Source organism: Streptomyces sp. NPDC001339 (genome assembly GCF_042895955.1).
In the GTDB taxonomy this organism is placed as follows: Bacteria; Actinomycetota; Actinomycetes; order Streptomycetales; family Streptomycetaceae; genus Streptomyces.
This window is the reverse complement of record NZ_JBIAWT010000015.1, coordinates 50,673-64,948: the sequence shown is the minus strand read 5'-3', so window position 1 is coordinate 64,948 and position 14,276 is coordinate 50,673. Positions and strand designations below refer to the sequence as shown.

Sequence of the window (14,276 nt, the reverse complement as noted above, 5' to 3'; positions counted from 1 at the left end):
GTTGTCATCGATGGACACATGGCGATGGCAAGGCGTGGAGGAGGTCCGAAGAACCGTGCCCGCCTCTGCGTCTTCTTGGTGTCTTCTTGGTCTACGTCGGCCTACCGCGTCGGCGCAGCGGTCACCCAGGCCAGAGTACCCAGTACCACGAGCATGGGCCGGGAATCGTCTGCATGCCGGTGAGGAGCCCGGACTCGGGAGGCTGTCGCCGGCCGTGCCGGCGAACGCGAGGCCCGTTCCTCACCACGCGGTGTCGTCCCAGAGACCGGGGGCGATCTCGCCGAGGCCCTCTCCGGCGGAGGTGACGCCGTCGTGGAGGCTTTGTTCGGCCCAGATGATCTTGCCGGTCGGAGTGTAGCGGGTACCCCAGCGCTGGGCGAACTGGGCGACGAGGAACAGTCCGCGACCACCCTCGTCAGTGGTCTTGGCCCGGCGCAGGCGGGGAGAGGTGCTGCTACCGTCGGCGACCTCGCAGATGAGGGTGCCCGCGGTGGAGCCGCCGATGGGCGCTGTGCGCAGCAGCCGCACGGTGACGGGCTCGGTGCCGTAGCGGATGGCGTTGGTGATCAGCTCGCTGAGGATGAGCTCGGTGGCGAAGGCGATCTGCTCCAGCCCCCAGTCCGTCAGCCGTCGGACGCAGGCGGAGCGGACCGAGGCTACCGCCGCCGGGTCGTAGGGCACATCCCACTCGGCGACCTGCGCGCGCCCCAGCCGACGGGTCCGGGCCACCAGCAGCGCGATGTCGTCGCGAGGCCGGGCGGGCAGCATGGCCTCGATCACCGCGGCGCAGGTTGCCTCCGGGGTGCGGTCAGGCCCTGCGAGGGCACGGCGCAGGGCCTCCAGGCCGGCGTCCAGGTCGCGGTCCTCGACGAGCCCGTCGGTGTAGAGCACCAGCCGGGAGCCCTCGGGCAGGGTCAGCTCGGTGCTTTCGAAGGGCAGGCCGGCGCCCAGGCCCAGCGGCGGGGATACCGGCATCTGGGGGAAGAGCACGGTGCCGTCGGGATGGACCACAGCGGGCCCCAGATGGCCGGCGGTGGCGGCGGCCAACTGCCCGGAGACGGGGTCGTAGATCACGTACAGGCAAGTGGCCCCGGTGATCCCCTGCCAGTCCTCCTCGGCGGCGGTCTCTTCGGTGGCGGTCTCTTCGGCGTCGATGTGGGCCACCAGTTCATCCACATAGCGCAGCAGTTCGTCAGGAGGCAGGTCCAGGGTGGAGAAGTTGTGCACCGCGGTGCGCAGTCGACCCATGGTGGCCGCAGCGCGCAAGCCGTGGCCGACGACATCGCCGACCACCAGGGCGACCCGGGCACCGGACAGCGGGATGAGGTCGAACCAGTCGCCGCCCACCCCGGCCTTCGCCGGCAGGTAGCGGTGAGCCGCATCGAGCGCGGTCTGCTCGGGCAGCTCACGGGGCAACAGGCTGCGCTGCAGCGTGACGGCCATGGCGTGCTCACGGGTGTAGCGGCGGGCATTGTCGATGCACACCGCCGCCCGAGCGGCCAACTCCTCGGCGAAGGACACATCCTCCTGCTCAAACGGTGGAGAGGCGCGCGCCCGCCAGAAGTTCACCATTCCCAGCACCGTCCCCCGGGCTCGTAGCGGCACAGCGATCAGGGAGTGGATGCCCTGGTCCAGTACTCGCCGGGCTCGTTCCGGGGCCTGGGCCCGCCAGCCGTCGGAGGTGCTCAGGTCGGCTTCGAGGACCGCGTGGCCGCCGGTCACCCCGGCGATGATCGGGTCGGCAGGAGCGAACCGGATCAGTTCACCGACGGGGTCGAGGGAATGGCCGCCCTCCAGGCCGGCAACCGCGGTGCGGCGCATCTCGGTGCTCGCGCCGGGCGGTTCCTCACCGCGCAGCACCGGGTCCAGCAAGTCGACGGTGACGACGTCGGCGAACTGGGGGACCGCTGCCTCCGCCAGTTCCTCGCACGTGCGCGTCACATCCAGTGTGGTCCCGATCCGCGCCCCGGCGTCGTAGAGCAGCTTCAACCGCTCACGGGCTATCTCGGCCCTGCCGGAGAGCGCCCGCAGCTCGGTTGTGTCACGCAGCGTCACCACGCTGCTGGACGGCCCATGGGGGGCGGTGAGCCGCTTGTTGACCGCCAGCAGCCGGTCACCCGACAGGAGTACCTCGTCGGTGGCCGTGCGAGGGGAGGCCAGCCGCTCGGCGACCGCCGCGTCCAGGCCCAGGTCGGTGACGTAGCGCCGCTCCGCGTTCACCGGTAGGTCCAACAGCCGCCGGGCCTCGTCATTGGCCAGCAGCAGCCGGCCGTCGTCCCCGATGATCACGACCCCCTCCCGGACCGCGTGCAGAACCGCGTCATGGTGTTCGTACATCCGTGTCATCTCGGCCGGGCCCAGGCCATGTGTCTGCCGCCGCAGCCGTCGGCTCACCAGCCCCGCACCGCCCGCAGCGAGCACGAGAGCCCCGCCCGCGATGCCGAACAGCACCGGCAGCTGCTGGTTCACCCTGTCCTGGACCTTCTCGACCGTCACCGGGACCGCGACGAGGGCGACAACGGTGCCGGCGGCATTCTTGACGGGGACCACCGAGACCACAGAGAGACCCAGCGTCCCCTCGAATGTCCTGGTGAACGCCCTGCCGGCCGCTGCCTCCGCGAAGGGGCCGATGACGCGTTTCCCGATCTGCCGGGGGTCACTATGGGTGAGCGTGATCCCGTCGCGCCGGTACACGATGATCGCGTCGACACCGGAGCCTTTCCGCGCCGCCTCGGCGCGCGGCTGGAGGATCGCGGTCGGGTCGGAGCTGCCCAGTGCCGTCAGGATGCCCGGAGCGTTTGCGAACGTCTGGGCGGCGGCAAGCGTCCGGTGCCGGGCCTCGGACGTGCTCTCGCTCCGCGCCTGTACGACCAGAGCCGCCGCCGTGGCGGCGACGAGCAGCACCACGACCACCAGATGCAGGAGGAACACCTCGCCGGCGAGGCTGCGCACACTCAGCAGGGAGTGCAGGCGCCGCAGCACGCCCGAGGGGTTTCCGCGGTGCGGACGGGCGGATTCCTGGAGCCTGTGATCGTCTTCCTGGAGCCTGTGATCGTCGCGCCCCGGACGAGGAAGCCGGCCCGGCGCATGGACGCTCCCCGACGTGTGGAACCACCTGCGCCAGGTCCGTCCCAAAAGGCTACGCATATCCTATTTCTATCGCTTTCGGGTCCTGAATCACGGTGTGATCGGCCAGAAGGTGCGGCGGCCACCATGGGGCAGCGTGTCGACCACTGGGCCGGGGGTGCGTCGTGTCGGCCGAGGAGTACCGGCTCCCGGACGCCGTCGAGGCGCCATGTCCGCTGTGCGTGGATATCCTGCGAAGTGTGATCAAGCCTGGACGGCTGAGCCTCCGTCATCGCCACGGCCGGGGGCCGCTCACTCTGCTGTCTCCGGTGATCCTGACCGTTGTCATCGCCGGCCTGGCGTACGCCACTCCACCTGAACTGGCTTTCAGCCGGCTCCTGCCCGCAGCGCCGGCCCTCGCGGCCGCCATGTGGCCCGTGCTCCCCACCGTCCTGCTGGGCACGGTCTGCCTTCTTCTCATGATCGGCCTCGGCATCGTGTTCCCCGGCCTGGGGACGTGGTGGACGGCGGCGGGGATCGTCGCTGTCACCGTGGCGGCCGCGTACGGAAGCCATGTCCGGCTCCAGCGGGAGCAGACCCTGTTCCAGGTCCGGCTCGTCGCCGACGCGGCGCAGCAGGTGGTCCTGAGCCCGATGGCGCGCCGCTTCGGAAACGTCGAGATCGAGGCGCTGTATCTCGCGGCCGCCGCGGAGGCCAGTATCGGCGGCGACTTCTACGAGGTGGTCGACACGAAGTACGGCGTCCGGCTGCTCATCGGCGACGTGCGGGGCAAGGGTCTGCCGGCGGTGGGTGCGGCCGCGGCGATGGTCAATTCCTTCCGGGAGGCAGCCTACGACGAGGCCGACCTGGTCAACATCGCGCGTCGCCTGGAGGCCAGCAGTACCCGTTACAACGCCGCCTTTCCCCCCGAGGACATGATGGAGCGCTTCGCCACCGCCCTTCTCGCCGAGATCCCGCACGAGGGCGGCAGTATCGGAATCCTCAACTGCGGACATCCCCCACCGCTGCTCCTGAACCGTGGGGAACTCCGCGCCCTGGAGCCCACCGCTCCCTCGCCGCTCCTCAACCTCGCGGAGCTGATCGGTGATCACTACCGCATCGACACCTTCGGCCTCGCCCCTGGCGACCTGCTGCTCCTCTACACCGACGGTGTCGCCGAGGCTCGCGGCCGCGACGGCGGGTTCTTCCCCGTGGCGGCCTGGTTGCGCCGGCAGCCGCCGGGGCGACCCCGCGAACTGCTCAATGCTCTCCACCATGACCTGCTGCACTACAGCAGAGGGCGCCTCGACGACGACATCGCCGCCCTCGCCGTGCGCTTGTGCGCCGCTCCGGAGCCGCTTGACGGTCAGCGGGATCAGCCCGCTTAGTGAGAACTCGTCACGCAACACGGGTCGCAGGCGTCGCCGGCAGATCAGCCGGCGGGCGAGGCCGGTTGTGGTTTCGTGGCCGGCCACCACCAGGAGCCGGTCACTTATCCGTCCTCGGCCGGTGCTCCTGGTCCACCAGCCCGCCGCACGGCGAGGCGGCCCCCGCCGGAGAGTGGAGCCGGGGGCCGCCGTTGAGCCGGGACGAGCAGTTTCAGCCGGGGCCGTGCGGGAGGGCGAAGGTCTTCACCGTCTTGCCGTCGTGCTTGTAGACGACCTTGGGCGTGGCATCGGCCTGCGCGGCAGGCTTCGGGAGCTGCAGCGTGTACGTCCCGTTCGGGTCCATCCGGCTGTCCACCGGACCGAGCTTGTTCACGTTCAGCTTCCCGGTGACGCCGTGCTCGGGGTCTTTGATGGTGACGGTGTCGGTGTTGCCGTCCAACTCGAGGGTGTCGCCGTTGTCGACCTTGACCTCCTTGACGTAGTCCGTGGGCATGGCGAACGCCGAGGTGGCCGGTACGGCGAGTGCCGCGCCGGCTATTGCGACGGTGAGGGCGGCGCGCAGCCCGGTGCGCTTACGGCTGGTATGCGGCACAGCGTGCTGGGACATGGCTGCTCCTTCAGAAATGCACGGTGCGTCCGAGTCTGTTCGGACCTGGCAGGGGCGCCGGGAGGCACCCGTGCCCGGCACGTTAGGCAGCGGATGTTTCGGCCGTCCTGAGGCCGTGTATCAGCGACATCGCGATCATTCATCGGAGCCGTCACACTCAGCGGAGCCGGACTCCGGCACGGTGTCCCGCCGAGGCCACTCTTGTGCCGACGTGGAAGGTCGCGCCCCCGAAGAGGCCGTCCGGGTCGGACTCGGTGACCGGCGCGATGTCGGCGCAGGCGTACGGGTTCATCGTCTGCGGATTACCGAAGTCGATGAGCGGGTCCACCGAGTTACCGAAGTCGATGAGCGGGTCCGGCGAGAGGAAACTCGCAGGCGATCAACCAGCTCAAGGCTGTCCTGGTGTCAGCAGGCCCAGCCTGCGGGAGTCGTTGGCCGGCCTGAGCAACCCCCAGCCCAACCGGCGGTGTTACGAGCTGGAACCCCTGAAGACAGAATTGCCCGCGCGGCCGGTGACGTGCCGCCAAGCCAACTCCGCGCTCTGCACAGTCGCCCCGGCCCGCCTGCGCTGGGACACCCGGACCCGCACCCGCGACTATGCGGAGCGGCGAATCCGCGGGGGCAAGGCACGCCGTAGGTCCGGAGTGCCGGTCAGGTGTCCATCGGTGTCAGGACGAACACCGGGATCTGCCGGTCGGTCTTCTTCTGGTACTCGTCGTAGGCGGGCCAGACCGCGATCGCACGCTCCCACCACAGCGCTCGCTCCTCGCCGGAGGCCAGGCGGGCCCGGTAGTCCTTCTTGACCGGACCGTCCTGTAGCTCGACATGCGGCTGGGTGAGCAGGTTGTTGTACCAGCCCGGGTTCTCTGGGGAGCCGCCTTTGGAGGCGACCGCCGCGTACCGGCCCGCATGCTCGACCCGCATCAGCGGGTTCTTGCGCAGCTTGCCGCTCTTGGCGCCGACCGAGGTCATCACCACGACCGGCTTGCCTTCCAGTGTGTTGCCCTCGGCGCCGCCGGACCTCTCGTACAGCGCGGCCTGTTCGTTTGCCCAGCCCAGTGCACCCGGCTCGTACTCACCTTCAAGTGGCATACCCGGAGAATAGACACTCGGCTCGTCGGCTGCGTCCGACACAACGAGCCAATCTGGGCACGCAGAACAAGTTCTCCAACAGGCCCTGGGCCAAGTCCCCGTCACGAACGCCGGGCCGGCCTGCTTCGACGATGTCTTGGCCCCGCGGTGCATCCATCGACATCGATCAAGCTGAGCACGGTGGCCGTGGCCGTGGACGAGGCCACGCGTCATGGGCGTGGCATGTGTGACGCGGGGTGTCGCGCTCGCCTGCTCGCGGTCAGGCGAACAACTATCGCAACAGGTTGCGGCCCACGTCGGCGGGCACCCGTTCGCGAACCGGGGTGCTGCCCGGTCCGGGGCGGCTGGTGCCGGGAACGGGTATCGGGCGGACGCGGTGCAGGAGCACCACCCCGTCCCGGCGCCACACCTCCTCGTACCCGTGACTCAGCAGAAGGCTGATCCGCTGTCGCTGCTCGGACACTGCGGCGAAGGGAAAGGCCCGCTGCTCCTCACGCATCAGCACCCAGTCGGCTCCCCGTGGGGTCGCATCGGCGATGACCACGTCGGTACGCGCCGTCAGACGAGGGGCGATGTTGTTGTCCGCCTCGACCGTCGCCCCGTCCGGAATGAACTCCGCTGCCTGGGCCAGCGCGCGCCTGTCAGCCGTGGGCTGCCATGACCCCGGGTTGACCAGGGGGCCCAGACCGAGGAAGACCGCCGCCGCTGAACTCAACGTGACTGCTGCCATCGCCCATCGGCCCGGAAGGCCGGGTTTCCTGGCAGCGGGCTGCGGCAGCCCGGAGCGATGCGCCCGGGAGCGATGCGCTCGGGAGTGATGCAGCCGAGCCAGGGTTTCCAGCGCGGCGGTGAGCAGGATCGGCCACAGGAAAGCGTCGTAGTGGTTGATCACCGGCCAGTGGTTGGGGTTGTCGGACAGCACCCGCTCCGCCAGCAGCGGCACCGCGAGGAGCAGCGTGGGCGAGCCGAGCGGCAGCAACGCCAGGGTGCCCAGCACCCACGCCAGCATGGCCACCTTGACGAGCGGGCTGACGGCGACCTGCGCCACCACCCACGGTTCGGACAGCACGTGGACCAGGGCGTCGCCCGGATTCGCCCCCAGGCGGTCGTAGGACCAGTAGTAGCCGGGTGGGCTGCCCATCGCCGGCAGGAACCACGTGATCACGACGGCGGAGACCAATGGCCCGGCCAGCATCACCGCAACGCCCAGGGCCCGGCCGGCACGGTGGCCCGAGCGGTGGGCGCGTATCGCCAGCAGGATCCCGAACAGCCCGGCAATCAGCCCCATGTCCTCCTTGACCGTGCACAGCAGGGCCGCCCACAACGCCGCGGTGCCGTAGCGACGGGCCAGGCCGCGTTCGAGCATCAGGAGGGTGAGCGGCACCGCGAAGGCCACCTCGTGGAAGCCGGTGTACGAGGCGTTCAGCAACGGCCAGCCCAGCGCGTACACCAGCCCGGCCCCGTCGGCCGCCCGGCGTATCACGGACGGAGCGGCGCCTGCGAAGCAGTGCCGGGCGATCCTGCGCACCACGGGTACCCCGACGGCGAACAGCGCGGCCTGGGCGATGAGGAGCATCCGTGGGTCGTCCCACACCCAGTAGAGCGGTGCCAGCAGCGCGAGCACGGGGGAGAAGTGGTCGCCCAGGAGGGAGAAGCCCGGCGGGAACTCGTGATGGACGTTCTTGATCGGTGACACGGGGAGCTCGAAGTGGGCATAGGCCCGGATCGCCTGGTCGAAGATCCCGAGATCGAAGCCCGTCACCCGCAACGCCGTCCAGGACTGCAACCCCACACCGCAGCACACAAGAAAGCACAACAGCGCCAGTGACCAGCCACGCCTCGCGTCCCGGGCCCCCGGCCCACGCCCCGCGGTCCCGGCCCCCGGCACACGAACCAATGTGTGCCGCCGCCGCTGCGCACCGGCCGTACCGGCCGTACCGGCCACCGCCTCGCCATGACGTTGTTGGTCTGGCAGGCGGCCGGTGTCCTGGCTCGGCATTCGGCCCGATCGGAGACTCATGTCGGCGACGCTACGTTGCTGCGCCGTCCCACAGCCCAGAACCTGGTCGCCCGACGACACACCACTTACACGGCCACCCCTACACGGCCACCCCGACCTGCGGACGGTCGGCGGTGAGCTTCGTCAGCTCGCTCCGGTACGGGGCGATGCCGGTGGCAGAGCGGTCCATGGCCGCAGGGTGATGCCCGTCTGGACGACGGCCTTGCCTGCCGACGATGTCCTCCGCGGCCGGCGCCGACTGGATTCCCAGCACACAGCGCTCAACGAATCAGAACCTCAGCCGTTTCGGATCCATACATGAGCGCAAACAGCCTTTGCAATGAAGTCCTGCCGGCAAAGGCTGTTTGCGCCTGGGCTGTGAGATGTGACCGCCGTCGGAGGTCACCCCGCTCATGGATCCCTTAGGACATTTTTTCAGAGTTCGCAGGATCGTCTACGTCGGGTTTGCTGATCATCTGGCGGTGCACCTTGGGAGAGTAGAACCACAAGCCGACGCCGAGCAGGACGACAAGGGCACCGATGACGCCGAAGTACGGTCCCGCAGCAGCCGCGCTGTAGTACTTCGAAACTTGAGCGATGAGCCCCTGTGCTGCGGCGTCGGAAGCGTAATTGAGGCCTACAACCTGAGAGGCAAATGCGATGGGCGCGAGCTGTGTAGTAGCGGACAGGCCGACGGGATTGACGAACAATTCGCCGATCGCAATCAGACCAAGACTGACCAGAGGCCAGGCCGGATTTGCGGGAGTGTGCGGTCCGTCAAGGAGCCAGGGAAAGAAGAGGAGGGCGAATCCGGCACCCGTGAGGATCAATCCGACAGAAAATTTCTGCGGGGCCGTCGGCTGTCGGCGAAGCTTCGTCCAGAGGGAAGCCAGTACAGGTGCGAAGACAAGCATGAAAACAGGGTTGATTGTCTGCACCAGCGTGGGGTCGATATGGAACCCCCAGGCGTCAAGGTCTGTCTGCTCGTCAGCATAGCTTGCCATGACAGTGAATTGTTGTTCCTCGACGAACCAGAACACCACCATCGCAATGAACAGAGGTATAAAGGCCATCACGCGTCCGCGCTCAATAGCGCTGACTTTGCTGCTGCGCAGCATGATGATGAAATACAGAGCTGGCACTACGAGCGCGAGCACGCTAACCGAGTCGACAACACCATCGGCGCTCAGATGGTCGTTGACCGCCAATATGGTGATTACTGCTGCCAGGATGAGGAAGCCGCCACCGAGCGCCCCGTATACGCGGGTTCGATGGTGAGGCTCTAGAGGGTTGGGAGCCTGTATACCAGTCTCACCCAGAGTTCTGCGGGCACGCAGTAGATATTGGAGGAGGCCAATGGCCATACCGACCGCGGCGGCGCTGAATCCCCAGTGGAAATGATTTCCTTGTGAGCTCGTCTGGTCGGGGCTCGTCAATATGTCCCCGACGACGACGGGGGAAATGAAGGCGCCAATTTGCACGCCCATGACGAACAGCGTGAATCCGGCGTCGCGGCGGTTGTCGCCCTTTTCGTAGAGGTCGCCGACGTTCTTCGTGATGTTCGGCTTCAGTAGACCCGTGCCCACGACAAGCAGGATCATGGCGGCATACAGAGCCGGAGCGCCCCCACCCGGCACCGCCAGCGCGACGTGGGCACACATGATGAGGACGCAGCCCCACGCAATAGAACGACGAGCGCCCAGAATCCGGTCGGCTACCCACCCCCCGGCGATGCCGGACATGTAGAGAGCCGCGCCATACACGGAAACGAGGCTCATGGCCAGATTTTTATCGAACCCCAAGCCGCCGTGGGCGGCCTGGTAGTACATGTAATAGAGTAGAATCGCTTTCATGCCGTAGTAGGAAAAGCGCTCCCACATCTCAGTCATGAAGAGCGTGGAGAGTCCCCATGGATGTCCGAAGAATCTCTTTTGCGAAACGGCGTCAGGTGTGGGGTTATTTACCGACACGGGATCTCTTTCTGTCGACCATTCATCCGGAGCGGTATTACATAGGTTGACCTACATAGGTTGACCCGCCAATGGCGCCCTCGGGGCGACATGCCTGTCGAATTGCCGCGCCCTTGGGGGCCGCAGCACAAGCGGCTCGCAAGGCAGACTACTTCTGCGTGGAATCCATCCGCTTCATTCGGAGCCGCAATGGAGCGGTTCGAATCACCCTGAAAGGGTTCCCCGTCATTACTTCATACGGATGCGGAGGAGGGGGTTCCGCGCGTTGTGTTGCGCGATGGGCGTCCAGGATGCACTGCCGACCGACATCCATGGAAACCCCCTATCGCATGAAAATTACTCGCCCTTCGTCATCCGATCACGCCGTCATTGGAGTAGTCAACCCATCTCCTCGAAAACAAGCCAATGGGAGAGGGTTAAACCGGAAGCAAATGTTGAACCTTTAATCATTTGCCCGAAGGGTTTGCGTGCTGCGCTCCGAAGAGGTCGATATTCGTTCAAATCGGTCGCTTAAGTCATTTATTTTACGTATTCCCTTCTGTGTAGGGCACGCGCGCGCTGAGCGAGTTGGGCTTTCCGGTGCGTATCGCCCTGTTGACGTTCGGGCGTCGGCGGCTTCGGCGGCCGGGGCGTACATGGCGAGTACGGATCCGATGGTCAGGCGGTATGTCGCCGGCCGACCGGCGCGAGGTCCGCGCGCCCTCGTCCTGTCAGTGCCCGGCACTTGGGCTCGCCTGCTGCGGGCCTTGGAGATGCCCGTCGCCTTCGAGGAGGGCTCGCAGGACGTCTGCGACTACGACCGGGCCATCGCGTATGTCACCCCGATCGACAAGGAGGAGTATCGGGGCCTGCTGTCCGAGACGGTGCTCGCCGCCGCCCCCGACACCGGCCACGACCTGCCGTACGACCACCTCTATCTGGCCGACGCGGAGACGTTCGCCTCCGACGATCTGCCGTTGCTCGGCATCGACATTCATGTGGACGATGCGGGCGATGAGCCCTGGCCGCGGGAGAAGCCGTTCCGTGTTCCGGCCCTGCACGTGGCCGGCGTCGAAATCAACGACAGCATCGGCAACTTGTTCTTCCGCGAATTCCACGACTCCGACTGGTCGGACTTCGAGGTGCATGTGGCGGGGCCAGGGACGGCTGTGTACGAGGAGTTTCGCCAGATGGATCAAGAGGACGAGGACGAGGACGGCGGCTGACGGGGTGTGAGCCGGTCACATGGAGACGGGCCCGCGCCAACCGGTCGGCGGCTCGGGCGGAGGCGGGCGCGGGACAGTCGGGCCGCAGGGTGGTTCCGGGGCGTGCTGTTTCCTCGGCACCCGGTCAGGCCGCGGCCGGAGCGAGACCGCGGTGACCGGCGTCAGCCCGAGGTACTCGCCACGGCCCGGCTGACAATCGCGGCTTCCTCCTGAGGACTTCAGCCGCCTGCGATGTCACCAATGATGTGAGCGATGACCCAGATCGCCCAGGCCAGGGGCAGCAGTGCAATGTAGGACACCGCTCGCCGCAGCACCGGCGTGCCCGGATCCAGTTGCTGCCCCGGCTGCCCGGGAACAGGCTCGGCCAGCTTGTTGAGCTTGGCCCTCACGGATGCGTTCCAGATCAGCGTGAACGGCGTGAAGAACACCAGTGAGAACGGGCTCCACCAACCCAGTGCCAGCGTCGCCGCGGTCATCTGCCGGAGCACCGCGGTGCCGCATGTCCGGCAGAACGGCCCCTCCAGCTTCTGGAAGCGCATCACGATCAAGATGCCTTGATGCGCGCGAACGGTCACGGCCGCGGCCGGCATCGCGCCGCAGATGCGGCAGAAGCCCTGCGGGGGAGTCCCATACGCAAGTCCCTGCTGCGCCGGCGCTCCCGGCCCCGGCGCCCCCGGCCACCCCTGGGCATGTCCCTGCGCCTGAAGGGGCGCCGGCGCCTGCCCAGGCACCCCATGCGGCTGCTGTGGCGGCACCGCCTGCCAGGTTCCATGCCCTTGCTGTACTCCCGGCCCCGGGCCGTACGAATTCCCGTACGCACCCTGCGAAGGTGTACTCACGCGTTCCCCGTTTCCATCAGACCTGCTGTATGTCCGGTGTATGTCCGGCGTCGACCACCGTGTCAACACCGCCGGGAGATACAACCCCAAAGCCGCTGACCTCGCAACATTGCCCAAGCCGGCCGGGAGAGTGCCAGAATGTGTGTGGCCGTGAGAGGGGGCGGTGGGGGACTGGTGAGTGCCGTGGAGCAGCCGTTCCTGATGGTTGTCGAGGCCCCGGCGCCCTTGGTGCTCCCGCCGTGGAAGTGATCCTGCCGGGCTACAGAGGTTGACGGCACCGTCAGAAAAGCGGTCTGACCCAGCGGCTCCACTGCTCCTCAGCGTGGTAACCGGCGGCGCGCCAGGCATGCTGACCGAGTTCGTTGTGATCCAGGACCATGGCATCGGCCCGGCGGCCGCCGAGTGTCACGAAACGTTGGTGGGCAGCGGCAAGCAGCGCGGCGGCGATGCCCTGGCGGCGCTGATCCGGGTCGACGGCCAGCCGGTACAGGTGGCAGCGCCAGCCGTCGTAGCCGGCTATGACCGTGCCGACGATTGCTCCGTCCCTTTCGGCGACCAGTAGGGCGTCTGGGTCACGGACGAGGAGGCGGGTGACGCCGTCCGCGTCGTCGGTGATGCTGGTGCCCTCGGCCGACCGAGCCCAGAAGGCCAGCACGGCAGGGACCTCGGCGATGCTCGCGCTACGGATCTTGAGCTTGTCCATCAGGGTTGTCTAACAGCAGTAAGACCGGCCACGCAGGCAATTTCGGCTGTCGGACACCGACTCCACGACGACACCCGTGCGGAAACGGCTGCGGCCACCGATGATCGTCGTGAGGTGCGTGGACCGACGGTGAAGCCGTCCGAGTGCGGAGGCCGGCAGCGGCTCACTGATTCAGCTTCAGCGTCCTGGCTGACGTCAGGACGCCTCCCGAGGCACCCGCGCCGGGCCCTTGCGGCGGCCAGTCGGGGGCGGGGTCCTCTGCGAGCAGCGGCCGGAGGGCGCCGAGAACCGCGCCGATACAGACATCGCGCAACTGGGTGCGGGTACAGGTCTCGTGGGTGAGCCAGTCCACGCACAGGACCTGGACGAATACCAGCCAGCTCTTCAGGACGTCGGACACGGCCTCGCGGGCGCTCTCGTCCGCGAGCGGGAGTACGGCCAGGAGCCGCGCACGGAGCGCGTCCAGCTCTTGGGTCATGATCGTCTGGATCACCGGGTCTCCCGCGAGGACCCGGTTTGCGGCGAGGACGGAGTGGCGGTTCGCCATGAAGTAGTCGAGATGGACGTCCATGCCCTGGATGAGCTGTTCCACCAGGGAGTCCGCGGGGTCGAACCGAGTCCGGGTGAGCAGTTGGTCCGCCGCCTGCTGGTAAACGGCCGCGAAGAGGGCCTGTTTGCTGGGGAAGTGACGGTAGAGCAGGGCCCGGGAGACGCCGGCCTCTTCAGCCACCTCCTCCATCAGCACGTCGGCGTATGGGTGTGCGGCGAAGAGCCGTGCGCCGACGGCGAGGAGTTGGGCGCGGCGGTCGGCGGGGGTGAGTCGCTGGCGAGGAGGCACGAAGGAAGCTTAGTTGACATGCGTCTACTAGTGCATCCAAGGTATGTATGCATACGTCTACTGGCGCATCCAAGGTGTGCATGCGTCTGCTGGCGCATCCAAGGTATGTAGGCAGATGTCAACCAAGCTCCGCACCACACGTCTTGGAGGGAATATGGCCAGGGCTCTGCGCGTACTCACACAGCTGATGGGCTGGGCTTGCGTAGCGATCGGCTTGTTCCACGTGGCGCTCGGCAACGCGGCGATCCCCGGGGCCGGTTCCGCCGGTACGACGGTCGACAGCTGGGGCCGGTTCATGGGGGCCGTCTTCGTCGGCTACGGGCTGGCCTGGCTCTGGGCCGCGCGGCAGCGTCCGATCCCGGCTCGGCCGGTGCGGTGGCTCGCCGGCGTATTCCTGCTGGGCGGCGTGGGCCGGCTGCTCTCGCTCGCCGTGCACGGTTGGCCGCAGTGGTTCCAGATCGCGCTGGCGGTGATCGAACTCGGCCTGCCGCCGTTCTTCTTCTGGCTGGCCGATGCAGAGGAGCGGGCCCCGCACAGCGGCGTGGAGGCCGTGTCCGCCGGCCGATGAA

The 14,276-nt window shown here is 67.6% G+C and carries 12 protein-coding genes; 3 read left to right on the top strand and 9 right to left on the bottom strand.

The genetic code is table 11. The features are described 5' to 3' along the window. Nucleotides 1–240: 240 nt before the first annotated feature. Nucleotides 241–2,982, bottom strand: coding sequence for a SpoIIE family protein phosphatase (locus tag ACFY12_RS32040; protein ID WP_390719464.1), 2,742 nt, complete (start codon nucleotides 2,980–2,982; stop codon nucleotides 241–243). Nucleotides 2,983–3,395: 413 nt separating this feature from the next. Between ACFY12_RS32040 and ACFY12_RS32035 the strand changes: the two genes are divergently transcribed. Next, the gene (locus tag ACFY12_RS32035) at nucleotides 3,396–4,454 is read left to right on the top strand and encodes a PP2C family protein-serine/threonine phosphatase (RefSeq protein WP_390719521.1); all 1,059 of its coding nucleotides are present in this window, start codon (nucleotides 3,396–3,398) and stop codon (nucleotides 4,452–4,454) included. Between the two features lie 211 nt (nucleotides 4,455–4,665). On the opposite strand, the gene ACFY12_RS32030 is transcribed toward ACFY12_RS32035, so the two are convergent. The 5 genes from ACFY12_RS32030 to ACFY12_RS32010 all read right to left on the bottom strand — a co-directional run bounded on the left by ACFY12_RS32030 (nucleotide 4,666) and on the right by ACFY12_RS32010 (nucleotide 10,122). Next, a complete protein-coding gene (locus ACFY12_RS32030; RefSeq protein ID WP_390719463.1) occupies nucleotides 4,666–5,061 on the bottom strand; it encodes a hypothetical protein in 396 nt (131 codons plus the stop codon). Nucleotides 5,062–5,218: 157 nt separating this feature from the next. After that, nucleotides 5,219–5,389: a hypothetical protein gene (locus ACFY12_RS32025; protein ID WP_390719462.1), complete on the bottom strand. Its 171-nt coding sequence runs from the start codon at nucleotides 5,387–5,389 to the stop codon at nucleotides 5,219–5,221. Between the two features lie 323 nt (nucleotides 5,390–5,712). Continuing rightward, nucleotides 5,713–6,153, bottom strand: a complete 441-nt coding sequence (locus ACFY12_RS32020; protein WP_390719461.1) for a nitroreductase family deazaflavin-dependent oxidoreductase — start codon at nucleotides 6,151–6,153, stop codon at nucleotides 5,713–5,715. A gap of 271 nt (nucleotides 6,154–6,424) precedes the next feature. Continuing rightward, the gene (locus ACFY12_RS32015) at nucleotides 6,425–7,945 is read right to left on the bottom strand and encodes a DUF2079 domain-containing protein (RefSeq protein WP_390719460.1); all 1,521 of its coding nucleotides are present in this window, start codon (nucleotides 7,943–7,945) and stop codon (nucleotides 6,425–6,427) included. A gap of 629 nt (nucleotides 7,946–8,574) precedes the next feature. After that, the gene (locus ACFY12_RS32010; protein ID WP_390719459.1) at nucleotides 8,575–10,122 is read right to left on the bottom strand and encodes a peptide MFS transporter; all 1,548 of its coding nucleotides are present in this window, start codon (nucleotides 10,120–10,122) and stop codon (nucleotides 8,575–8,577) included. Between the two features lie 713 nt (nucleotides 10,123–10,835). On the opposite strand from ACFY12_RS32010, the gene ACFY12_RS32005 reads away from it, so the two are divergent. Next, nucleotides 10,836–11,327 (top strand): DUF6924 domain-containing protein, encoded by a 492-nt coding sequence (locus ACFY12_RS32005; RefSeq protein ID WP_390719458.1) that lies wholly within the window; start codon nucleotides 10,836–10,838, stop codon nucleotides 11,325–11,327. 218 nt (nucleotides 11,328–11,545) lie between these two features. Here ACFY12_RS32005 and ACFY12_RS32000 read toward each other — a convergent pair whose 3' ends face one another. The 3 genes from ACFY12_RS32000 to ACFY12_RS31990 all read right to left on the bottom strand — a co-directional run bounded on the left by ACFY12_RS32000 (nucleotide 11,546) and on the right by ACFY12_RS31990 (nucleotide 13,707). Then, complete coding sequence (locus ACFY12_RS32000) at nucleotides 11,546–11,866, bottom strand: hypothetical protein (RefSeq protein ID WP_390719520.1); 321 nt, start codon at nucleotides 11,864–11,866, stop codon at nucleotides 11,546–11,548. A gap of 580 nt (nucleotides 11,867–12,446) precedes the next feature. Next, on the bottom strand, nucleotides 12,447–12,869 hold the full coding sequence (locus ACFY12_RS31995) for a GNAT family N-acetyltransferase (protein ID WP_390719457.1): 423 nt from the start codon (nucleotides 12,867–12,869) through the stop codon (nucleotides 12,447–12,449). Between the two features lie 163 nt (nucleotides 12,870–13,032). Next, a complete protein-coding gene (locus ACFY12_RS31990) occupies nucleotides 13,033–13,707 on the bottom strand; it encodes a TetR/AcrR family transcriptional regulator (protein ID WP_390719456.1) in 675 nt (224 codons plus the stop codon). Between the two features lie 154 nt (nucleotides 13,708–13,861). Here ACFY12_RS31990 and ACFY12_RS31985 point away from each other — a divergent pair, with 154 nt between their 5' ends. Continuing rightward, complete coding sequence (locus ACFY12_RS31985) at nucleotides 13,862–14,275, top strand: DUF4345 domain-containing protein (protein ID WP_390719455.1); 414 nt, start codon at nucleotides 13,862–13,864, stop codon at nucleotides 14,273–14,275. The last annotated feature ends 1 nt before the right edge of the window (nucleotide 14,276 follow it).